This window comes from Cohnella sp. SGD-V74 (assembly GCF_003001675.1).
GTDB lineage: Bacteria > Bacillota > Bacilli > Paenibacillales > Paenibacillaceae > Cohnella.
This window is the reverse complement of record NZ_PVYW01000001.1, coordinates 353182-375194: the sequence shown is the minus strand read 5'-3', so window position 1 is coordinate 375194 and position 22013 is coordinate 353182. Positions and strand designations below refer to the sequence as shown.

Here is a 22013-nt window from a genome sequence, read left to right as displayed (position 1 = left end):
AAGGAATAGTGTAAATTATCGGGAAGCTATGTTGACCTATATACGATGAATGGCTGAGACCAAGGATATGAGATTCGGCACGCCGCCGCGCAGAGAGGAAGCCCCAGGCTGTGAAGCTTCCCGACGGCACGACATCTCCCCACCTTGCGAGCCGCAGCGGTGAACTCGAAGTATCCGCTGCCGGGATAATCCCGTTATCCGTTAGAGGAATGCCGAACGCGCGACCGGACGGCATTCGAATTAGGGTGGTACCGCGAACGCATTCGTCCCTTGACGAGTGTGTTTTTTTGTTTGTAGTTGAAGGAGGTCGTCAAACCATGAGACAAAGCCGACTGTTCGCCCAAACGTATCGGGAAGCGCCGGCAGAGGCGGATGCGGTCAGTCACCGGCTGCTGCTGAGGGCCGGGTTCATCCGGCAATTGGCGGCGGGAGTGTACGCGTATTTGCCTCTGGGTCGCAGAGTGCTGCGCAAGTTGGAAGGGATCGTTCGAGAAGAGATGGACCGCGCCGGCGCGCAGGAACTGCTGATGCCGGCGATGCAGCCCGCCGAGCTGTGGCGGGAATCCGGACGTTATTCCGCTTACGGTCCGGAGTTGATGCGGTTAAGCGACCGCCATGATAGGGAATTTGCGCTCGGACCGACCCATGAAGAGGTCGTTACGGCGCTGGCCCGCGAGGAAATTCATTCTTATCGGAAGCTGCCCGTGACCGTCTATCAGATTCAGACGAAGTTCCGGGACGAGAGGCGTCCGCGCTTTGGGCTGATGAGAGGTCGGGAGTTTCTGATGAAAGACGCTTATTCGTTCGATACCGACCTTGCGGGACTGGAACAAAGCTACCGAGCGATGTACGCGGCCTATGAGCGTATTTTCGCGCGGAGCGGCTTAGATGTGCGAGCGGTGGAAGCGGATGCCGGAACGATCGGCGGAGAGGGAGGAACGCACGAATTCGTGGCGCTCGCCGATATCGGCGAGGATACGATCGTCTCATGCTCGCATTGCGGGTATGCGGCTAATCTAGAGAAGGCGGATGCTGGCGTGTCGGAGGTTGCGGGGACGAAGACCGGACAATCGGCGCCGATGCCGGAGCGGCTTCACACTCCGAACGTAAGGACGATCGAAGAGCTGGCGAATTTTCTCAGTGTGCCGCCTTCCGGTCTGCTGAAAACGTTGATCTACGAAGCCGACGGCAAGATCGTCGCCGTGCTGGTCCGCGGAGATCGCGAGGTGAACGAGGCGAAGTTTCAGGCGTTTTTAGGGGTTGCGGAGCTGGCCATCGCCGACGCGGACGCCGTGGTCCGGACGACTGGAGCGCCGGTCGGCTTTGCCGGTCCGATCGGCCTGAACGCGCCGATTTTCGCCGACCGGGAAATCGCGGAGGGAAGCGGTTGGATCGCGGGAGCGAACGAAAGGGACTACCATGTGCGCGGCGTGGCTCCGGGTAGAGACTTCCTCGTTGAAGCGACGGGCGATTTTCGCAATGCGGCGGAAGAGGAGCGTTGTATTAGGTGCGGCGAAGGGACTTATCGTTTTCATAAGGGGATAGAGGTCGGTCATGTGTTTAAGCTCGGTACGAAATACAGCGAACGTCTGAACGCGGCGTATTTGGACGGGGAGGGCCGCAAGCGGCCGCTAGTGATGGGCTGTTACGGGATAGGCGTATCTCGCATGCTCGCCGCCGCGGTCGAGCAGAACAATGACGAGGCGGGTATCGTCTGGCCGATGTCCATCGCTCCTTTCCGCGTTCATCTCGTTCCGGTCTCGATGCAGGACGATGCACAGAGGGAGTTGGCCGAAATCCTCTACGAACGATTCTTGTCCGCAGGGATCGATGCGTTGATCGACGACCGCGACGAGCGAGCCGGCGTGAAGTTCAAGGATTCCGATCTCATCGGCGTGCCGATTCGCATCGTCGTTGGCAAGCAGGCCGGTCAAGGCGTAGTCGAAATGAAGCTTCGAGACGGCTCCGGCAATATGGAGGTAACCGCCGAAGTGGCCTATGCGGCCGTACTGGACAGGATACGGAATCAGGAGAGAGCCAATGAATTTCTTTGAACGAATGGCGAGAGAGGCCGGGGTCGCCCTGAATGAGCAGCAGCGACGAGCGGCGTCTCATGCCGAGGGGCCGCTGTTGCTGCTTGCTTCGCCGGGGTCGGGCAAGACGACGACGATGCTGATGCGGATCGCTTATTTAATAGAAGAGAAGAAAGTCTCGGCGGAGCGGATCAAGGCGGTGACGTTCAGCAAAGCGTCGGCGGAGGACATGAAGACGCGGTTCGTCAAGCTGTTCCCGGCGCTGGCGGCGAACGCTCCCGACTTTTCCACCATTCACAGTCTGGCGTTCGAGATCGTCAGGGATCATTTTCGCAGGCGCGGCATTACGTACCGGATCATCGAAGGCAGGGGCGGAGACGAAGACGACGGACGGCCGAACAAACCGAAAATCATCCGCGAGCTGTACCGCAGAGCTAACGGAGACTATCCGCCGGACGACCGGATGGAAGAGCTGACGAGGTATATCGGCTTTGCGAAAAACAAGCTGATCCCGCCGGACAGGCTGTCGTCGGTCAAATGCGACGTTCCGAGGGCGGAGACGATCTACAGGGAGTACGAGCATTATAAGCGGATGGCCGAGGATCGGTTGCTGATCGACTTCGACGACATGCTGACGGAAGCCGATGCGGCGCTGGGAACGGATGCTTCCCTGCTTGCAAAGTACCAAGGCCGGTTCGATTACGTGATGACGGACGAAAGCCAGGATACGTCGCTCGTGCAGCACGAGATCGTGGAAAAGCTGATTCGCAAACACGGCAATCTGTGGGTCGTCGCCGACGACGACCAGAGCATCTACGGTTGGCGCGCCGCGGAGCCAAAATATTTGCTGGATTTCAAGGAGAAGCACCCGAAAGCGGCAGTCTTGCTGTTGGAGCAAAACTACCGTTCGACCTCGAACATCGTGGACGTTGCGAACCGTTTCATCAAGCGCAACCGTGACCGTTACGACAAGAACATGTTCACAGGCAATCCGGCCGGAGAAGACATCGTCGTCACGGCGCTGCCGGACTATCGCTATCAGGCGAAATACGTGACGGAGAAAATCGTCGACGAGGGCGAACTTGGCGACACCGCGGTTTTGTACCGGAACAACAGCTCGTCCATCATGCTGATGAACGCCCTCGACCGGGCGGGCATTCCCTTCTACATGAAGGACGGGGATGCGCGGTTTTTCTCCCATTGGATCGTGGAGGACGTGCTGAACTTTATGAGGCTGACGTTTAACGACCGGCGTGCCGACATTTTGGGGAAAATCCATTTGAAGTTCGGCGGCTACATTTCGAAAAAACAGATGGAGCGGCTGCTGGAGCTTCAAGCGGACCCGGATGACTCCGTGTTCGACCGTCTGGTCAAACATATTCCGCTGCGAGACTACCAAGGGAAAGCGCTGGCGGCATGTAAACAGGCGTTCCACGGTATGCAAGGAGCGAAGCCGCTGGCGGCGATCCGGACGATTCGCGGCAAGCTCGGCTACGACAAGGCCATCGACAAGTCGTGCGAGCGGATGGGCTATCGGAAGGAGGCGCTTCTCGGCATTTTGAATGCGCTGGAGGAGATTGCGGAGCCTCTGGAGACGATGGAACAGTTTGCGGCCAGATTGAAGTTTCTAGAGGAACGAATGAAGCGGTCGAAAGGCGGCAAAAAGGAAGAAGCAGTGACGTTGTCTACGCTGCACAGCGCCAAAGGGCTGGAGTTCTCCCGTGTGTACATCGTCGATTTGATTGAAGGCGTGCTGCCTTCGACGGATGACGTCCGCAAGTGGGAGAAAGGGGACGGCCACGATATGGAGGAAGCGGCCAGACTGTTCTATGTGGGCATGACGAGGGCGAAGCGGCGCCTCGAATTGATCTCGTACGCGAGGAAGGAAGATGAGCCGGTTACGCTGTCCCGCTTCGTTGAAGATGTTCGCCGGCTTCAGCTCAGAACTCCGGAACCGACGGTCGCGGGCGCGAAGGGGCGACCGCGGCCGTCCGCTCCGGCGAATCCGAACGCGATCCGCGATCCGTCGCTGCTCGTCGTCGGAGCTAAAGTCCGGCACACCGTCTTCGGAAACGGAGAGATCGTCCTGACGCTCGGGGATAGCCTGGATATCCGGTTCCGCGAGCAGACGAAGCGCTTGTCCGCCAACATTTGCGTGCAGATGGGGCTGTTGGAGCCGATGGCATCCCCGGGATGATCCCGTTGGGGCAAAATCCTTGCATCACGCTACAGGCGCTAACGGGACTCTGCCTCCAAACGAAACTACGGCTGACCAATTGACTTTCATCAGTTGAAAGATCGATTAACCTTTTTTCGTCAGGGCCTCATCCGTGCGCCAATGTGCTTTTTTAGAACAACGTCCCCGTTTGAGTGCCGTTTGGGAGGGGGATTACTCGATTTCTTAGAACAACGCCCTCCGTTTGAGCGCCATTTGGGAGGAATTACTCGATTTCTTAGAACAACGACCTCCGTTTGAGCGCCATTTGGGAGGAATTACTCGATTCCTTAGAACAACGCCCCCGTTTGAGCGCCATTTGGGAGGAATTACTCGATTTCTTAGAACAACGCCCTCCGTTTGGGTGCCATTTGGGAGGAATTACTCGATTTCTTAGAACAACGCCCTCCGTTTGGGTGCCATTTGGGAGGAATTACTCGATTCCTTAGAACAACGTCCTCCGTTTGAGCGCCGTTTGGGAGGAATTACTCGATTCCTTAGAACAACGCCCTCCGTTTAGGTGTCATTCGAGAGACATTACACGATTCTTTCGAGCAACTCGCTTTGCGAAAGCTCCTCCATGGGGTGTGTATATCCAGGTATGCGAATGAGGCAGTCATAGAATAAAGCGCGGTATGCGCCAAGGCACTTTTATGGCCTCGGCCCTGCCTCCCGGTGTCGCTCAGATGATGTGGAGGCACTTTTATGGCCTCGACCTCGCGGCTCCGAAACAGCCAGGGTACTTTTTTGGCCTCGGCTCCGCTTCCCGGGTGCCGCCCTGATGATGTGGAGGCACTTTTATGGCCTTGGCTTCGCAACCCGGATGCCCCAAGGCACATCTTTGGTCTCAGCCCCGTCCTCCCTCGGTCCTGACTGACGGGGATAGCCCAAGATAGCCCCAGGAAAGCCCCCGCGGGCCCCGCCTCACCCACTCCTACGACCCCGTAGACCGGTAACGCCGGACGCCGAAGTTCCACAGCAGCAGGCAGGGGACGATGAACAGGCAGCCGGCCAGAGGAGCGAGCATGTACGGCACGCCGCTTCCTTCCGTTCTGCCGAGAATGTATTGGAGCGGCAAGTAGTTGACGCACCCGAACGGGATGACGTAGGTGAAGAAGCGGGTGATCCATTTGTGGTAGATGTTCAGCGGATATTGCGCCATCTCCCGGCCCCCGTCGGTTAAAATGTTGCCAATCTCAAGCCCCTGTACCGTCCAGAAGCACATCGTCGCGATGACGATGAAGATGCCGGTGAAGATCATGACTCCGCTGGCGATCATGAACAGAAGCGTAACGCCTTTCATAAGCGTCCAGTCCGCCTCAACCTTGCTTAGCGCCCATATGAGCACGATCAGGCTTTGCAGCAGTCTTCCGAAGCGGGTGAATTCGAACTTCGAGCCGAGCACCTGAAGCACCGTACTGCGGGGACGGACGAGCAGCCGGTCGAAGTCGCCGTTAACGATCAGGGTGGAGAACATGTCGAAGCCTCGCGCCAGACATTCGGAGACGGCGAACGCCATATGGATGACGCCGAATACGAGCGCGACCTCGAAAAACTCCCAGCCCTGGATTTGTCCGAACCGGTCGAACAGCATGTACAGCCCCGCGAATACGGAAAACGGGATAAAAAATTGCCCGAACGTCAGCAACCAGAACGACGTCCGATATTGCATCTGGGATTTAAATAAAATAAGCAAATATTTGCCGAACAGTCTCATTCCGCCTCAGCCTCCTTGGATGACGACTCGTCTAAGCGCCTTGCCCATCGCGAACCGACCGATCCACACGAGCGCCGCCAGCCACAGCAGCTGAATCGGGATCGTAGCCAGAGCTTCGTCCGTCGGAATGTGCCCGGAGTATACGCGGAAAGGAAAGTCGGCCGCTAACCGGAACGGAAGCGCATAGACGATGGTTTGCAGCCAGGAAGGCATAAGAGGCACCGGTACGATCATGCCTGCGAGAAACTCACCAGCGACTCCGAACATCAGCAGCGAGCCGGCGGCAGACATCGTAATAAACGTAGAAATGTAGATCAGCATGGAAACGGCCACCAGGATGAATAGACCGAGAATGAGAACGAGCAGGAACAGCAGCGCGGTCGCCGGATCGGGCGGCAAAGTCAGCCGGTAAGGCGAAGGCAGCAGAAGGGCGACGGCGAGAATCGGAAAACAGCGAAGAACGGCGCTCGACAGGCGCTGCGCGAGCAGCTTGGCGTACCATAAGCCGTACAGGCCGCTCGGACGGCACAACTCGTACGCGATGTTGCCCGTCGTAATCAGTTGGAACAGCTCGTTGTCCCGGAACCAGAGAGCGATAAAAGCGAGGAAAGCTTGTTGCAGCCAAATGTAGGTGACGATCTGCGTCAGCGAGATCGGGGGATCGGCCAAAGGCTGGCTGTAGAAAGCCTGATACACCATAATGATGATGAATCCCCAGAAAAATTGCGTCGCGATGCCGGCGAGGGCGGCGGAACGGTATTGGAAGCCGGTCGCGAGCTTCAGGCGGAATACGGAGTAGCACGCCCTCATGAGATTTCGTACTCCTTGTACATGTTGACGAGCGCTTCTTCGATCGCAGAACCTCCGCCCGTTTCTCCGCCTTCGGCCGCTCCGTATTTGGCGCGCATCGCGGCAAGGTCTCCGTCGTACAGCAGCTTGCCCTTGCCGATCAGCAAAATCCGCTGCGCCAGCGCCTCGATGTCGCTCATGTCGTGCGTCGTCAAAATGACGGTGACGCCTTTCTCCTTGTTGATCGCGGAGATGAACTTCCTGACCGCGATTTTGGATACGGCGTCGAGTCCGATCGTCGGCTCGTCCAGGAACAGAATGCCGGGACCGTGCAGCAGGGAGGCGGCGATCTCGCAGCGCATGCGCTGGCCGAGGCTGAGCTGTCTTACAGGTGTCCGAAGCAGGTCCCCCAGGTCGAGCGTGTCCGTGAGCAGCTCCAGATTGCTTCGGTACTCTTTTTCCGTCACGTCGTAAATATCGCGAAGCAGCTCGAACGAGTCGATGACCGGCACGTCCCACCACAGCTGGGAGCGCTGGCCGAACACGACGCCGATGTTGCGCACGTATTGGACCCGGTCGAGCCAGGGCGTGTACCCCATAATGCTGCACGTGCCGCCGTCGGGGACGAGAATGCCGCTCATTACTTTGATCGTCGTCGATTTGCCCGCTCCGTTCGGTCCGATGTAGCCGACGATTTCCCCGGGGCCGATCGAGAACGTAACGTCGCTCAGCGCGGCCACTTCCGTGTACTCCCTTCGAAACAGCGACTTAAACGCGCTTCCGAAGCCCGATGACCTTCGGGCTACCTTAAAGCTCTTGCTGATTCCGCTAACGGTAATCAAGGTATTGTTCCTCCTGTATGGAATAAAAGCGAAAGGAAGAAGATACTACCATTGCGTGGGAAGCGCTGTCAAGCATTATTTTGAGATGGAAATGGAGCTGTCTCATAAGTAAGGGCGTACAAGATTATCGATGAAAAAGAAGGGCATCTATCTCCTGGAGACTGCCTCATACGGTCCTAAAACCACCTTATCACGGGTTTACCCATTCAGGTTTTAGGAGCGTATAGCATCGGAAGGAGATAGATGCCCATTACCCTGCATCCATCGATAATCGTTCGGTACGACTCTGTTTACTTATGAGACAGCTCCATGCAGGAGGAGGAAATGAAATCAGCGTCGCTCCGGCGCTGAAGCCAGCTGCTGCCTGAATCCGGCGAGCAGCACGTCCGACGCGAGCACGAAGGTCGGCTCCAGCCGGTTCATCAACTGCTCCGCCGATTCTTCGGATTCCGCGTAGGTCGACGCGATCCCGTTCAGCGTAAACATGTAGATGCGCGAGAAAGCGAGCGCCCGAGGATCATCCGGCTCCAAGCCCAGACAGGCCCGAACCGCCTCGATCAACTTGCCGAACATGTGGTTGCGCAGCCGGTTCAGCTCCATATCGGGAGAGCTGTCGTCCACACGAACCGATTTGGTGCCGAAGAAGAGATTGTACATATTGCGGTTGGTCAAGCAGAAGCCGATAAATGCCAGGCTGATCGCCTTCAATTGATGTTCGGGAGGACGATCTTCGCCGAGCAGCGCGTCGAATTTGTCCAGAAGGGCTTGCAGCGGCGGCATGGATAGCTGCGTCAGCAGCGCTTCCTTGTCCTTGAAATAAATATAAATCGCCGTATGGGAGCATCCGGCTTCCTTCGCGATTTCGCGCATTGTCACCGAATCGTACCCTTTGCCCGCAAACAGCTTTCCCGCCGCTTCCACGATGTTTTTTCTCGTTTCTTCCGACTTTAACTTCTGTTTCGTCGTCATAGGAACCGTTCGACCGCCCTTTCCGATGCTAAGGACATTGTAGCTATCGCGTTTCCGCGCGTCAAATCTGCCTTGTGTTCGGCAAGGGCGGTCTTCCGGCAGTCCGATTCAGAGCAGACTGACGACGTCCATCGCAATCGTTGCCAGCAGAAACAGTCCCAAAGCTCCGGAGGCCAAATAAGCCGATTTCCTGCTCTTGCCCCGGCTTCGCCTGAGCGCGGAAGACACGTACAACGCGAACCCGATCGCGAGCAGCGCGATTTCCAGACCGATCGACAGTCCCTTGTAATGCCACGCTCCAAAGCCGAGCAAAGGCAGGCTTCCCCAGTTGCCCGGCAGTATGGGCATATCCGCGCGGTGCACGATCAGGTCGAGCAGCCAGTGGCTGAACGCGACCGCGCCTATCGCATAGCCTGCCCGTTTCCCCCACAGGCGCCCGGCCAACAGGCCCGCCGCAACGGCAAGGGCCGCGGCGCCCAGCAGGGAATGCGTGTAATCGGCGTGAATGATGTTATCGCCGTAGCCGCCCCCGGGGGAGTCGTCGATCGTCTCGACGCCTAAGAGCAGTAATGGAAGGAAGAGCAGATCAAGCCATTGCGTCGCGACCATAAGCGCCCACAGCGGCACCTCCGGCGTCTTCGCCTTGACTCCCGCCGCCACTCCGAAATGTCCTGCAAACATGGGATCACCCTTTCAATCCGAATTGTCACAACGTCAATCAATTATAACCAATGGTTACTAACCGTTGGTTATAATATAAACAGGAAATAACCATCCGTCAAGACGCCGGCACTGTTCATTTTTATCCCTCGATTGTGGGAATGACAACTTATAGGCCGCCCTGCGGCTTTTTATAATAAGTAAGAGTACAAACTTTCGAGCCGTGCAAGCCTAACGGCTGCTCCTCCTGCTATAATGAGATCAACCTACCCGAGAGGACGGACATCGAAAGATGAGTCTGAGCAAACGCATTTTCGCCGCCTTTTTCGCTTTTATTATCGTTCCTTTGTTCGTGCTGGGCAGCGTCTCGTACCTGGTATCGCAGAAGGTGACGGAGGAGAAATACGCGGAGCAGACCGAGCTTACGCTCAAGGCCATCGGCCGCAACATCAACAACATGATCAAGGAAGCCAACTACTTCTCGGATTTCTGGGTGACGATGGAGGACAGCGTCGAGGTGGTCGAGCAGTCGATCGACGATGCCGGAACGACCGGCGGCGACCCCGGCACCGGCGAATCGTCCAGAAGCTCGGATTCCTATTACCAGCTGCTGGAGAAGGAGAAGCTGCGGCAGCGCGTGCTTCTGACGTACCCCGGCATCAACTCGGTTACGCTGTACCGCAACGACAACAAGCAGGTCACCGTTAACTTTTCTTCCAAGGACACTCCGATCGCCAGGCAGGATTTGGAGAGCCATCCGATCTATCAAGAGGCTTTGCGGAAGAACGGGGCTCCCGTCTGGGTCGGTCCGAACGAAGATACGAGGCTGACCGGGGAGAGCAATCTGTTCACGCAGATTCGCGTGCTGCTCGACGTCGATACGCTGAAGAGCAAGGGCGTGCTCGTCACGCGCTTTCAGATGAATGAGCTGAATAAAATTTTTACCTTCTACAACAGTCAAGGCAAGATCGATCGACGCTTTCTCATCGTGGCGGGCAACGGCAACATCGTGTACGACAGCGAGAAAAATTCCGAAGAGCGCCGCATAACCGACTACGTGGATACCGACAAAGGCATCGACATGAACAGCGTTACGACGCAAAGCAAGACGCTTGAGTTCGATGGGCACAAAAGTCTCGTATCGGTGCAGGATCTGCAGCTTCAACGGCTCGGCGTCGGGGAATGGAAGCTGGTCATGGTCACCTCTTGGCAATATTTGTCCGGAGACATGGCAATCGTACTGCGTTGGACGGTCGTCATTACCTCGATCTCGCTGGCGCTCGCTCTTGCTTTTAACCTGATTTTCGTTCGGAGAATGGTGACGCTGATCGTTCGCGTCGTTCGCGCGATGAGACAAGTGGAGCGTGGGGACTTGTCCACGAAGGTTCCGGTCGTCGGCAACGACGAGACGACAACGCTGTCGCGAGGCTTCAACAGCCTCGTGAAGAGAGTGTCCGAGCTGCTCGACGACGTCAAGCAGGAGCAATCGCGCAAGCGCAAAGCGGAGATGATGCTGCTCCAGGCGCAGATCAAGCCGCATTTCCTGTTTAACGCGCTGGAATCGATCAATATTTTGGCGGTGCAGAACGAGGGACGCAAAGTGAGCAAAATGGTTCAGCGGCTCGCGAACATTTTCCGCATCAGCATTCAGCAGAAGGAAGAAATCACGATCGAGCAGGAGCTCGAGCATCTGATGAGTTATTTGGAAATCCAGAAGTACCGCTTCGAGGAGCTGTTCGAATATTCCATCGAAGTTCCGAAAGAGCTGATGGGTTACTCGATTCTGAAGCTGACCTTGCAGCCGCTCGTCGAGAACAGCATCCAGCACGGCTTCGAAGGCATCGAATACTTGGGGAAAATAGAGGTCAGAGCAGCGCTTGAAGATCGTCATATCGCCTTCTATATCGAGGATAACGGGATCGGCATACCGGAAGAGCAGCTTGCGCGCTTCGCGACGAGAGGCATTACGACGCTGCAGGAAATGTACGCGGAATCTCCCGAAACGGGCGAACGCCGCGGGCTCGGAATCGGCAACGTCGCGGATCGGCTGCGCATCCACTACGGCGGCCGGTACGGCCTGATGCTGTGCAGCGCTCCGGGCCACGGCACGACGATCAAATGTCTGATACCTCTAGAGGCAAGGAGAGACACCGATGAGACTGAAAGCGTTGTTGATCGACGATGAAGTGAACATTCTGAAAAATCTGCAGGCGGTCATCCCTTGGGATGCGCTGAATATCGAAATGATCGGAACGGCGCGCAACGGCGAGCAGGCGCTGGAGCTGGCCAGGGAGCATCGGCCGCAGCTTATTCTGTGCGATATCCGCATGCCCGTCATGGACGGGATCGAGTTTCTGGGCGCGCTCCGGGAGTTCGACACGGAAGCGGAAGTCATCATGATGACCGGATATCAGGACTTCAGCTACGTTCGTTCGGTCATCCGCTACGAAGTGAAAGATTACATTCTGAAGCCGATCGATTACGAGGAACTGGTCGAGACGATCCGGAGGCTGGCGGACGCGATCCGCGAGAGAAGCCTTGAGCAGCGTTCCATGCAGCAAGAATGGAAGCAAGTGTTCCATCTCGCCTACGAGAAGGTGCTGTACGATCAGATTACCGATCTGGGCGGCTCGGCCAGCAGGCCGTTCCTGAAGCTCGGCGAACTGGAAGGCGACCATCTGGCGTTCGCCATGATGCTCGTCGACGTCGAGGACTATTCCAAGCGCGAGAGGTTCTGGGACGACAAGGAGCGCAAGCTGTGGAACTTCGCCATCAACAACATTCTGCAGGAAAACCTGGGGGCATTCGGCGTCGAATATTCCGTCATCCAGGTGCGGAGCGGGGAATGGTGCGTGCTGATCGAACGCTCCGCGCCGGATTTGTACGATCGGACGCAATGCTTGTCCTGGGCGGAGACGCTGCGCCAGGCGGTGCAGAGCTACCTCAAGCTGAGCATCCGGGTCGCGCTTCATCCGGCGGAGGTGACGCTCAAGCAGCTGTCCAAGACGTACAAGAGTTTGCAAAGATCGCTGTATTTGTCGTCGACAGCTCACGAGGGCGTCATCGTTTCGGAGAAGGCCCGCGGCAGCCTGGATACTTCGCAGCAGCTGTGGGACACGATCGAGGAGATGGTAACCGGGCTGAAGCGCTGCGACCGCCGCCGTACCGAGACCTCCCTGCGGGAGCTGAACGAGAGCTTCCGGTCGCTGCCGGAAAATTCGTTCGAGCGCGTCGCGCCGATCGTCCACTATCTGTGCATTCACCTGCTTCGGGAGATGCGGGAGATGGAGGTGATCACGCGGGACGAGGAGACGGAAATCTGGCGGCAGATCGATCGCCACCAAGGCATCCGGGAGACGCTGCAAGTCGTCAATCGGCTTGTCGATCAATCGCTCGAAAGCGTCATGAAGAAGAAGACGAGCGACGTGCTGATGCTGTCCGCCAAAGACTACATCGAACGAAACCTGTCCGCGGAGCTCAGCATCGACGTGCTGGCCGAATATTTGGGCATCAGCGGCAGTTATTTCAGCTTGCTGTTCAAGCAGCATTTCGGGGAGACGTTCGTCGAATACGTGACGAAGCAAAGAATGGAGATGGCCAGATCGCTGCTCGCGCTCAGCGACAAGAGCGTCACGCAGGTCGGGCAGATGGTCGGATACGCGGAACGCCGCTATTTCACCCGCGTATTCAGCAAGTATACGGGGATGCTGCCGTCGGAGTACCGCGAGCAGCAGCAAAACAAGTCCGGAACGGACAAACCGGCATGGACGAATCAAGACGGATGAGGAGAGAAAATCATGACGACAAACAAGGGTTTCGCGGAGCTCACGCTTAAGCAGAAGATCGGACAGCTGTTCATGTGCGGATTCGAGGGGACCGAGCCGACGAAGGAGATTGACAATCTGATTCGGGATTACGGGCTGGGAGGCATTATCTACTTCCGCCGCAATCTCCGGGACGCAGAGCAGGTTCGCGAGCTGTCGGCCAAGCTGCAGGACGCTTCCGAGCATCCGCTCTTCATCGCGATCGACCAAGAGGGCGGCATGGTCGTCCGCCTGGAAGAAGGCGTAACGGTTATGCCGGGGGGAATGGCTCAAGGTGCCGCAGCCAGCGAAGCGCTGACGCATGAGGCTGCCAAGCTGTCCGGCGCCGAACTGCGCGAGATCGGCATCAACATGAACTTCGCGCCTTGTCTGGACGTGAACAACAATCCGCAAAACCCGGTAATCGGAGTCCGTTCGTACGGAGAAGATCCGCGGCGGGTGGCGACTCTCGGCTTGGCGGCAATCCAGGGCTACAAGGAGGGCGGCGTCGTGGCCGTGGCCAAGCATTTTCCGGGACACGGCGACACGGCGGTCGATTCGCATCATGCGCTGCCGGTCGTTCCTCACGGCGTCGAGCGTCTGAACGAAGTGGAGCTGTACCCGTTCCGTTACGCGATCGAGCGGAAAGCGGACGCGATCATGACGGCGCACGTCGTATTTCCGGCTTTCGAATCCGATCATACGATTCCGGCGACGCGTTCGGAGCGTATATTGACCGGACTGCTTCGCAAGCAGCTTGGGTTTGAAGGCGTGATCGTAACGGATTGCCTGGAGATGAACGCGATTTCCGAGACGATCGGCGTCGCGCGCGGAGCGGTTGAGGCGATCAAGGCGGGCGCGGACCTCATTCTCGTCAGCCATCGCATCTCGCGGCAGACGGCCGCCCTCGAAGCGGTGATGGAAGCGGTCATGACGGGAGAGATCTCGGAGGAGCGCATCGACGAAGCCGCCCGCCGGATCTGGAACCTCAAGCAGACGCAAGGCCTGTTCGGCGGAGAGCTTCCGAAGACGGACCGGGCAAGAGCCGAAGAGGTACAGAGAGAGCTGAGCGAAGCGGCGGTGACAGTCGTCAAAGGAGGGCAGCATCTGCCGCTTTCCAAAGAAGGCAAGACGGTCGTCGTCTGGGCGGAGCCGCATTCCCGCACGGAAGTGATCGAGGTCATTCCGCAGGACTGGACGCTGGGCAAGGCGCTGAGCGCCGCCGGCTACGACGTGGAGGAGATTCGGGTCGGCACCGATCCGACGGCGGAAGAGGCGGAGGCGGCCCAAGCCGCGGCTAGCTCAGGAGAGCGCGTGATTTTCGTATCGTACGACGCGGCGTTCTCCAAGACGCAATCGGAGCTGATCCGCGAGCTGAGCTCGGGCGAAGAAGGCTCGTTCGTCTGGGTGGCGGGACGTACGCCTTACGATCTTCAGATCGTGCCGGAAGCCCCGGTCTATCTGTGCGTCTACGAGAACAAACCGGCGATGATGACCGCGCTGGCGCGGGTGCTGTCCGGAGAGCTGCCGGCCACAGCCCGGCAGCCGGTAACGATCGGCGATTACGCGCGGATTTCGATCTGACATACGAACGGTCCAAACGATTTTTCTCCCAGACTTTGGCGGGAAAAATCGTTTTTTTATTGTCCATGTTGTATAATTACGGGCAGGGAAGGGGGAACGGATGAAGTGACTACTTATTCGCGATCGAGGACGCATCACGAGAAGAAGGCGAGACGTCGCGGGAAGACGAAGCTGCTGCTTGCCGTCAACGGATTTCTGCTCGTCTGCATCGCCGTTGCGGCTTTCGTGATCTGGAAATCGGGACAGGACGGGGAGAACGAAGCGTCGCCGCCGGCCGCGACTCAAGCGCCGTCCGGGCAGGCTGCGGGCGGGGAGCCGTCCGAACCGGCCTCCACAGGAGATTCGGGGGGAGAAGAGACCTCCTCGCCGTCGACGGAACCGTCGGCAGAGCCGGTGGATGCGGAAGAGGGAGAGACGGTAACGCTTGCGCTCGTAGGCGATATACTGCCGGCGGCCAGGGTGCTGGAGCTGATGAAAATCAACGGCTACGATTATCCGTTCCGCGAGTCGAAGGCGCTGCTGGAAGCGGCCGACATCGCGGCCGGCAACCTGGAAGCCCCGATTACGGTTCGCGGAACTCCGGCGGAGGATAAGCAGTACGTATTTCGCGGAACGGTCGAAGCGCTGGAGGCGGTGAAGGGCGCCGGCTTCGATTTTCTGTCGCTGGCCAACAACCATACGCTGGATTACGGCTGGCAGGGCTTGAGCGATACGATGGACGCCCTGGACGACGCCGGCTTGAAGCACGCGGGTTCGGGCAACGACGACAAGGAAGCGTTCGCGCCGTCCTACATAGAGGTCAAGGGAATGTCCGTCGCGTTCATCAGCGTGACGCGGGTTGTTCCGGTCGTGGAGTGGAAGGCGGACAAAAATCATCCGGGAGTGGCGGAAGCCTATTCGTCCGGACGGGCGGTCGCCGCCATCGAGGAAGCGAAGAAAAACGCCGATCTCGTCGTCGTGATGGTCCATTGGGGAGAAGAAAGGAAGGACCAGCCGGTCGCCCATCAGACCGATCTGGCCCATCGTTTCGTCGACGCGGGAGCGGATCTCGTCATCGGCAGTCATCCCCACGTGCTGCAGGGCTTCGAGAGCTACAAAGGGAAGTGGATCGCGTACAGCCTTGGCAACTTCGTGTTCTCGACGACCAGCGTCCGTTCGTCGGAAACCGGCATCCTGAACGCCGAGTGCCGTCGGGACGGCAGCTGCGACCTGTCGTTTACTCCGATGTTCGCGAAGAGCTCGCAGCCGGCCCCGATGGAAGACGCCGAAGGGAAGGCGCTTCTGGCCCGCCTGTCGTCGCTGTCCATCCGCGCGGCGGTAGAGGAGGACGGCGCCATTGTGGCACGGAATTAAAAGCTTTGCCAAAGGGCTGCGCAATTTGCCCTTCAGATATCACGTTTACGGGAGAAGGGGCAATATGAACAAACAGTCGAAGGCGTCGCTTCATCCGTGCGTCGCCCATCGCGGCTTTTCGGGCAAAGCTCCCGAGAACACGATGGCGGCCTTCAAGCTGGCGTTGGAGTGTCCGCATGTGGAGTGGATGGAGCTGGACGTGCATCTGTCCAAAGACGACATCCCTGTCGTCATTCACGACGCTACGCTGGAGCGTACGACAAGCGGAGGCAAGACGAGGGTGGTTGATTACACCGCCGAGCAGCTGGCGAATCTGGACGCGGGCAGTTGGATGGACGCCTCCTTCTCTTCTGAAGGCGTTCCCGCGCTGGAGCAGGTGCTCGATCTGATCGCCGGAAGGTGCGGGCTGAACATCGAGCTGAAGGGCGGCGACTCCGACTTCGACCGTCTTGCTCTCCGGGCGGTAGAAGTCATTCGTTCGCGGGGAATGGAAGGCGAGCACGTCATTACATCGTTCGAGCCCGAGATTTTGCGGGCCGTGCGCAAGCACTCCCCCGCGCTGAGAACCGGCCTCATTATTGACGATAACCCTGCCGATCTCGTCGACCGGCTCGTCTCGCTCGGCTGCTCCTACCTGTCGATCGGGTTCCGACATCTGAATGCGAAGCTGCTCGAGCAAACCGCCAAAGCGTCGATAGACGTGATGGCGTGGACGGTCAATTCCGTCTCCGACCTGCGCAGATTGGCGGCTCGTCCGGAAGCGTTCCAACTGTGCACGAATTATCCCGACCGCTGGCTTGCGGCCATAGAAGGAGAAGACTAACATGAGTGAAACTGCCGGCTTGCGAACAGAGGATCTGCGTAACATCTATTGCGTCGGCCGCAACTATCGGCTGCATGCCGCCGAACTGGGCAACGAAGTGCCGACGAGCCCGATGATTTTCACGAAGCCGACTCATTCCGTCGCGGCGATGACGGGCGGTGAGCTGCGCCTTCCCGGTTCCCAAGGAAGCGTCCATTACGAAGCGGAGCTCGTATTCGCAATCGGAAGGCCGTACGAGCCGGGAATCCGCTTCGACGAGTTGGTCTCGGCGTTTACCGTCGGGCTCGATCTGACGCTGCGGGACGTTCAGGACAAGCTGAAGGCGAAAGGGCATCCGTGGCTTGCGGCCAAAGGCTTCCGCAATTCCGCGGTGCTCGGACGCTGGCTGGCTTATCCCGGTTCCGCGGAGATCGAGTCCCGTGAATTCTCGCTATCGATCAACGAGCGGGAAGTCCAAAGAGGCAACGTCCGCGACATGGTGTTCGACCTGCAGACGCTGGCCGATTTCGTCGCCCGCCATTACGGACTGGGGCCGGGAGATCTGTTGTTTACCGGGACGCCCGCCGGTGTGGGCGCTCTGACCGACGGCGATCATCTCGACGCGAGATGGAACGGGGAGAGCCTCGGCAGCGTCGTCGCGAGAATAGATCATTAAAATGGAATAGAGGAGCCTGCCGGCACGTTAACCGGGAGGCTCCTCTATTTTCTATTCTGCGCTTTCTTCGTCGTCGGTCAATCGTTCCCGGATGGCCAATAACTGCGGAAGATGGGCGAAGAAGGCGTCTACGATCCGGGGATCGAAGTGCCGTCCCCGCTCCTCCCGGAAGAAGCTTTCGATTCGGTCCATCGGCCAAGGCTTCTTGTACACCCGCTCCGCGCTCAGCGCGTCGAAGACGTCGGCCACGGCCGTAATCCGTCCGAAAATATGGATGTCCTCGCCTTGTCGTCCGTCCGGGTACCCGCTGCCGTCCCACTTTTCGTGATGCTGCCCGGCGACGATGGCGGCGGCGCGCAGCAGTTCGCGCCTGGAACCGTGCAGCAGCCGATAGCCGATGTCGGTGTGCGATTTGATCGTCTCGAACTCTTCGGGCGTCAGCTTGCCGGGCTTGTTCAAGATGGCGTCGGGAATCGCGACCTTGCCGATGTCGTGCATAGGGGAAGCGGTGCGAAGCAGCTCGGCTTCCGTCGGGCTCAGTCCGAGCGCGATTGCGAGAACGTAGGAATATTCAGCTACGCGCTTGACGTGGTTGGCGGTCTCCTTGGAGCGGATTTCTCCGACCTCGCCCATCTTGGCGATGATCTCCCGCTGCGTGTCGAAGATTTCCTGGTGGAGCATCACGGACTCGAGCGATTTGCCGGCGTAGGAGGCGGCCAGGGAGAGGAGTTCCAGATCCCGCGGCGTGAAGTGGTCGACTTCGGTCAGCTTGTTGATGGCCTGGTAGGCTCCGATAATGTTGCCGTCGTTGTTGCGGAACGGAACGGTAATGATCGATTTGGTGCGGTAGCCGGTCTTGCGGTCGTTCTCCGAATTATGCCGCGGGTCCGAATAGGCGTCTTCGATTATGATCGGTTCCCCGGACACAATCGAGCTGCCTACGAAACCTGTCCCGTAGGGAACGCGGATTTCGTCGACGCCGTGCGCCACCGTCGTGTACAGCTGCTTGCTTTCCTCGTCGATCAGCCATACCGTGCATCTATCGGATAAAATCAGTTCGCGTCCCATATCGGCCATGTGCACGAGCACGGCATTCAGTTGCCGCTCGCTTGCGATTTTGGCGGTATAGTGGAAGATGATCTTCAACAGATCGTCGGAATTCAATTCTTTTTTATACATGCGACGTCACTCCTTAATCGCCCCTTTCCAATATTCGTGAAATATATGTCGAATCCTGCCGTTCTCGAAAAAAACGAAGGACTATCCCAAAGAGGTCAGAGAGCAACAATTGGTATTATCGATGAACAAGAACGGGGTATATATCTCCCTACGCTGCTTATACGGCCATGAAATTTGGAATCGATTAACCCGTGACAGGGTAATTTCATGACCGTATGAGGCAGGCGCTTCGCTCTTCGGGAGATATATACCCCTATTCTAACTCGATAATACTTGTTGCCTGACTGGTGGGACAGCCTCTTTCCTTTTCATCGATAATCTTGTACGTCTCCACTTATGGAGTAGTCGCTTCGCTCTACAGGAGATAGATGTCCCTCATTTTCTCAACTATTGAACATAAGGTCATTTACGTCCCGAGCTAATTCCATCGATATAATAAGTAATCGCTTTGGACAGGCTTTCCATCAAGTCTTCCTTCATCTGAAAGCCGCCCATCGATTCGAGAGAGGCGAAGCCGTGAACCATGCTGCGCAGGCCTCGCACGGCGTGAACCGTATCTTCTTCATGGATGCCGAGAGGACGGAGCAGGCGGAAGAACAGATGAAGCACGGCGTCGGAAGCTTGCTCGAATGCTTCCGGCTTCGGAGAGGAGACGCGATTGATCGCCTCGTAGAGACCCGGGCGCTCCCGCACGAACTGCACGTAGCTGCGGCCCACTTCGATAAACGCCTGTTTGCCCGAGTATCCGATAGCTGCATCGTGGAGCCGTTCGTTTAATTGAGCGACGGCATGAACGGCGAGCTTTTGTCGTAAATCCGGCAGTCCCTCTACATGGTTGTAGAGCGAGGGGGTCCTTATGCCCAGGTACCCGGCCACATTGGCAAGGGTAACTTGGTCCCATCCGTCGCGATCGGCGATGTCGGCTGAGGCCGCGATGACCGTCTCGGGTTTGATTCCGGCCCTCATCCGGCATTCCTCCTTGCCGCGGCGGATTCGGCGGCTTTGATCGCTTGCTCGATTGCGGCTGCCGGCTGAAGCAAGGCGGGACCGTGTCCGACGGCAAGCACATTGGGGCGCAGCTCCAGCACCTTGCGCGCGCTTTCGATGGCGGTCTGAGCGTGCCAAGTCGCCATCGCCGGGAAGGGGAACGCCCATTGCAGACGGCCCGATACGGCGAAGCCGCCCTTCGTCTGGAAGGCGTCTCCCGCGATCAGCGCATTGCTTCCGGTTTCCAGGAAGGAGAAGTGTCCGGGCGTATGTCCCGGAGTCGCGATCGCGACAAGGGAACCGATCCGCTCCCCGTCTTCGAACAGAAAGTCGGGCTCGAAAGGCACTCGCTTCGGCACGCCTCCCTTGATCGGAGTTCGCGCTTCGCCGGGCAGCAGGCTGCGATCCCCCCTCAGGAGCGCGGCGTCCCTTCGGGAAATTCCGATCTGCGCATCCGGATAGGCCGTCTTCAAATAAGGGACGGCGCCAATATGGTCCTCGTGAGCGTGCGTGAGCAGAATGCGGGCGAGCGGTTTGCCGGTCGACTCGATCGCGGATCGTATTCTTTTGGCGACGAAAGGCATGCAGGCGTCGATCAGCGTGACGCCGTTCTCTTCTTCGACCAGGTAGGCGTTAAGCGGAAAAAGACGAGGCATAAAAATGAGTTGGGACACGTTGCCCCATGTCGTTGTTTTCATATGTGTTTTCTCCTCCTAAAACTAATGTTAATTGTATTATAACTAATATCATTAGTTTTTATCAAGGGGGTATTTTGACCTATTCCGCATGCAAGTAGCTAAACGTCGAAAAAGGGGGAAAATATCTACAAACGCCTCAAGACGATCTTATCCCTATGTTAGCAGTTTGACTCCCTTACTTTGGACAAAAATCAACTTACAATAAGGGTGTAAGAATAAACCACATTCCATTTGGGAGGGTCCTAAATTGAAGAAGAAACTGGTTACAGTAACGGCCTCGGTTCTGGTGTTGTCCTCGGTATTGAGCGCATGCGGCAGCGGCAACAAGGAAAACAACGCATCTCCGTCGGCGTCCCCGGCAGCAAGTCCAAGCGCCAGCGCAAGTCCGAGCGAAGCCGCTTCTCCGGCTCCTGTCGAGAGATTCGACGTATCCCTGCGTCACATCCAAATCGGCGAACTGCAAAAGTTCCGTAAAGCGATTCTGGACGAAGTCGTGCAAAAAGCCGAAGCCGAAGTTCCTGGCGCCAACTTCGAAATGGACGCGGTAGAAGACAGCTTTAACCGTTGGACGAAGCTTCCTGCGGAAATGGCCGCAGGCAACCCTCCGAAAATTTTCGACTTGTTCGGCGGTCCGGGCGACGGCCAGAAATTCGCTCGCGCGAACAAACTGCTCGACCTGACTCCGATTCTCGACGAACTCGGAATCAAAGACAAGTTCACTGACTTCTCCACGTTCATCGTGGACGAAAAAGTGTACGGCCTGCCGATCGGCGCAAGCGCCGAGGGGTGGTTCTACAATAAGGAAATTCTGGATGCCAACGGAATCGCCGCTCCGCAGACGCTCGAAGAGCTCGAAGCCGCGTTCGAGACGCTCAAAGGCAAAGGCGTTACGCCGATCGCGATGGGTTCGCAAGCCGCATGGGTACCGTTCATGCTGCTGAACACGCTCATTCCGCGCTATGCGGGCGACGACATTCAAGCTGGCGTTGCTAACGGTTCCCGCAAAATGACGGAGCCGGAAGTCGTAGCCGCTCTGGCGAAATACAAAGAGTGGGTCGACAAAGGCTACTTCACGAAGGGCGAGCTCGGCATCGATTACACGGGCCAAACGAACGAATTCGTCGCCGGCAAAGCGGGCTTCCTGTTCGACGGTACTTGGAGAGTTTCTACGTTTAACGCGGACGGCGTAGGCGGCGCGCTGAACGGCAAAGTCGGCTACTTCGCAATGCCTGCCGTACCAGGCGGCAAAGGCGATCCGACTTCGGTTAACTACAACCAAAACAACGGCTACGGATTCTCCGCCGATGTGAACGACAACGAAAAAGCGGCTGTCAAAGCGTTCATCAAAAACCTGTACACGGAAGAGTATCAAGTTCGCGGATTCCAGGAAGACGGCGTATTGCCTTCCATGAAGGTCGACGCTTCCAAGCTGACTTCCGACAATTCGCTCATGCAGCAAGTTCTGGCGATCAATGCAGCGGCAGGCAAAGTATTCCCGCACTTCGATTCCCTCGTACCGGGTACGGTTAACGGCGAGTTCGAAAAGCAAATCCAAAACCTGATCGCCGGCAAAGCCACTCCGGAAAAAGCGGCTGAAGAAATTCAAAAAGCGATGGACGCGGAACTGGCAGCATTGAAATAGTCTGAATAGCGATGACGACGAGGTGCCGTCTGCCCGGGCGGGCGGTGCCTCTCTCACGTCATAG

Annotated in this window: 17 protein-coding genes; 9 read left to right on the top strand and 8 right to left on the bottom strand. The window is 57.6% G+C overall.

Annotated features, from left to right (window positions below; translation table 11 throughout):
- The first annotated feature begins 317 nt into the window (after window positions 1-317).
- Both B0G52_RS01755 and B0G52_RS01750 read left to right on the top strand, forming a co-directional pair.
- Window positions 318-2054, top strand: a complete 1737-nt coding sequence (locus B0G52_RS01755; RefSeq protein ID WP_094041780.1) for a proline--tRNA ligase — start codon at window positions 318-320, stop codon at window positions 2052-2054.
- A complete protein-coding gene (locus B0G52_RS01750; protein ID WP_094041779.1) occupies window positions 2041-4230 on the top strand; it encodes an ATP-dependent helicase in 2190 nt (729 codons plus the stop codon). The genes B0G52_RS01755 and B0G52_RS01750 overlap by 14 nt, the downstream gene beginning before the upstream one ends.
- A 952-nt stretch (window positions 4231-5182) precedes the next feature.
- Here the strand turns inward: B0G52_RS01750 and B0G52_RS01745 are convergent.
- The 5 genes from B0G52_RS01745 to B0G52_RS01725 form a co-directional block, all read right to left on the bottom strand.
- Complete coding sequence (locus B0G52_RS01745; protein WP_094041778.1) at window positions 5183-5965, bottom strand: ABC transporter permease; 783 nt, start codon at window positions 5963-5965, stop codon at window positions 5183-5185.
- Between the two features lie 6 nt (window positions 5966-5971).
- A complete protein-coding gene (locus B0G52_RS01740) occupies window positions 5972-6775 on the bottom strand; it encodes an ABC transporter permease (protein WP_094041777.1) in 804 nt (267 codons plus the stop codon).
- On the bottom strand, window positions 6772-7596 hold the full coding sequence (locus tag B0G52_RS01735) for an ABC transporter ATP-binding protein (RefSeq protein WP_094041776.1): 825 nt from the start codon (window positions 7594-7596) through the stop codon (window positions 6772-6774). The genes B0G52_RS01740 and B0G52_RS01735 overlap by 4 nt, the downstream gene beginning before the upstream one ends.
- A gap of 330 nt (window positions 7597-7926) precedes the next feature.
- Window positions 7927-8565: a TetR/AcrR family transcriptional regulator gene (locus B0G52_RS01730; protein ID WP_094041775.1), complete on the bottom strand. Its 639-nt coding sequence runs from the start codon at window positions 8563-8565 to the stop codon at window positions 7927-7929.
- A gap of 108 nt (window positions 8566-8673) precedes the next feature.
- Window positions 8674-9246, bottom strand: coding sequence for a permease (locus tag B0G52_RS01725; protein WP_094041774.1), 573 nt, complete (start codon window positions 9244-9246; stop codon window positions 8674-8676).
- A 271-nt stretch (window positions 9247-9517) separates the two neighbouring features.
- On the opposite strand from B0G52_RS01725, the gene B0G52_RS01720 reads away from it, so the two are divergent.
- From B0G52_RS01720 to B0G52_RS01695, 6 genes are all read left to right on the top strand, one after another.
- Window positions 9518-11410: a cache domain-containing sensor histidine kinase gene (locus tag B0G52_RS01720; RefSeq protein WP_094041773.1), complete on the top strand. Its 1893-nt coding sequence runs from the start codon at window positions 9518-9520 to the stop codon at window positions 11408-11410.
- Complete coding sequence (locus B0G52_RS01715) at window positions 11379-13010, top strand: response regulator (protein WP_094041772.1); 1632 nt, start codon at window positions 11379-11381, stop codon at window positions 13008-13010. Before B0G52_RS01720 ends, B0G52_RS01715 begins: the two co-directional genes overlap by 32 nt.
- A gap of 12 nt (window positions 13011-13022) precedes the next feature.
- Window positions 13023-14612, top strand: a complete 1590-nt coding sequence (gene nagZ, locus B0G52_RS01710; protein WP_094041771.1) for a beta-N-acetylhexosaminidase — start codon at window positions 13023-13025, stop codon at window positions 14610-14612.
- 105 nt (window positions 14613-14717) lie between these two features.
- On the top strand, window positions 14718-15965 hold the full coding sequence (locus B0G52_RS01705) for a CapA family protein (protein ID WP_233162253.1): 1248 nt from the start codon (window positions 14718-14720) through the stop codon (window positions 15963-15965).
- 64 nt (window positions 15966-16029) lie between these two features.
- Window positions 16030-16788 carry a glycerophosphodiester phosphodiesterase gene (locus tag B0G52_RS01700; RefSeq protein WP_094041999.1) on the top strand — a complete coding sequence of 253 codons (759 nt, stop codon included), beginning with the start codon at window positions 16030-16032 and terminating at the stop codon, window positions 16786-16788.
- 1 nt (window position 16789) lies between these two features.
- Entirely contained in the window at window positions 16790-17443 is a 654-nt protein-coding gene (locus B0G52_RS01695; RefSeq protein WP_094041770.1) for a fumarylacetoacetate hydrolase family protein, read from the top strand.
- Between the two features lie 51 nt (window positions 17444-17494).
- Here B0G52_RS01695 and B0G52_RS01690 read toward each other — a convergent pair whose 3' ends face one another.
- The 3 genes from B0G52_RS01690 to B0G52_RS01680 all read right to left on the bottom strand — a co-directional run bounded on the left by B0G52_RS01690 (window position 17495) and on the right by B0G52_RS01680 (window position 20307).
- Window positions 17495-18622 carry an HD domain-containing phosphohydrolase gene (locus B0G52_RS01690; RefSeq protein WP_094041769.1) on the bottom strand — a complete coding sequence of 376 codons (1128 nt, stop codon included), beginning with the start codon at window positions 18620-18622 and terminating at the stop codon, window positions 17495-17497.
- Window positions 18623-19024: 402 nt separating this feature from the next.
- Window positions 19025-19588, bottom strand: a complete 564-nt coding sequence (locus tag B0G52_RS01685; protein WP_094041768.1) for a TetR-like C-terminal domain-containing protein — start codon at window positions 19586-19588, stop codon at window positions 19025-19027.
- Window positions 19585-20307, bottom strand: coding sequence for an MBL fold metallo-hydrolase (locus B0G52_RS01680; protein WP_094041767.1), 723 nt, complete (start codon window positions 20305-20307; stop codon window positions 19585-19587). The genes B0G52_RS01685 and B0G52_RS01680 overlap by 4 nt, the downstream gene beginning before the upstream one ends.
- Before the next feature lie 247 nt (window positions 20308-20554).
- Between B0G52_RS01680 and B0G52_RS01675 the strand changes: the two genes are divergently transcribed.
- Window positions 20555-21949, top strand: a complete 1395-nt coding sequence (locus B0G52_RS01675) for an extracellular solute-binding protein (RefSeq protein WP_094041766.1) — start codon at window positions 20555-20557, stop codon at window positions 21947-21949.
- The last annotated feature ends 64 nt before the right edge of the window (window positions 21950-22013 follow it).

Bases quoted from the DNA above. Each gene is read 5' to 3' on its own strand.
- B0G52_RS01730 (WP_094041775.1), bottom strand. From the start codon at position 8,565: ATGACGACGAAACAGAAGTTAAAGTCGGAAGAAACGAGAAAAAACATC.
- B0G52_RS01685 (WP_094041768.1), bottom strand. From the start codon at position 19,588: ATGAGGGCCGGAATCAAACCCGAGACGGTCATCGCGGCCTCAGCCGAC.
- B0G52_RS01745 (WP_094041778.1), bottom strand. From the start codon at position 5,965: ATGAGACTGTTCGGCAAATATTTGCTTATTTTATTTAAATCCCAGATG.
- B0G52_RS01740 (WP_094041777.1), bottom strand. From the start codon at position 6,775: ATGAGGGCGTGCTACTCCGTATTCCGCCTGAAGCTCGCGACCGGCTTC.
- B0G52_RS01755 (WP_094041780.1), top strand. From the start codon at position 318: ATGAGACAAAGCCGACTGTTCGCCCAAACGTATCGGGAAGCGCCGGCA.
- B0G52_RS01715 (WP_094041772.1), top strand. From the start codon at position 11,379: ATGAGACTGAAAGCGTTGTTGATCGACGATGAAGTGAACATTCTGAAA.
- B0G52_RS01690 (WP_094041769.1), bottom strand. From the start codon at position 18,622: ATGTATAAAAAAGAATTGAATTCCGACGATCTGTTGAAGATCATCTTC.
- nagZ (WP_094041771.1), top strand. From the start codon at position 13,023: ATGACGACAAACAAGGGTTTCGCGGAGCTCACGCTTAAGCAGAAGATC.
- B0G52_RS01720 (WP_094041773.1), top strand. From the start codon at position 9,518: ATGAGTCTGAGCAAACGCATTTTCGCCGCCTTTTTCGCTTTTATTATC.
- B0G52_RS01750 (WP_094041779.1), top strand. From the start codon at position 2,041: ATGAATTTCTTTGAACGAATGGCGAGAGAGGCCGGGGTCGCCCTGAAT.
- B0G52_RS01700 (WP_094041999.1), top strand. From the start codon at position 16,030: ATGAACAAACAGTCGAAGGCGTCGCTTCATCCGTGCGTCGCCCATCGC.
- B0G52_RS01680 (WP_094041767.1), bottom strand. From the start codon at position 20,307: ATGAAAACAACGACATGGGGCAACGTGTCCCAACTCATTTTTATGCCT.
- B0G52_RS01695 (WP_094041770.1), top strand. From the start codon at position 16,790: ATGAGTGAAACTGCCGGCTTGCGAACAGAGGATCTGCGTAACATCTAT.
- B0G52_RS01725 (WP_094041774.1), bottom strand. From the start codon at position 9,246: ATGTTTGCAGGACATTTCGGAGTGGCGGCGGGAGTCAAGGCGAAGACG.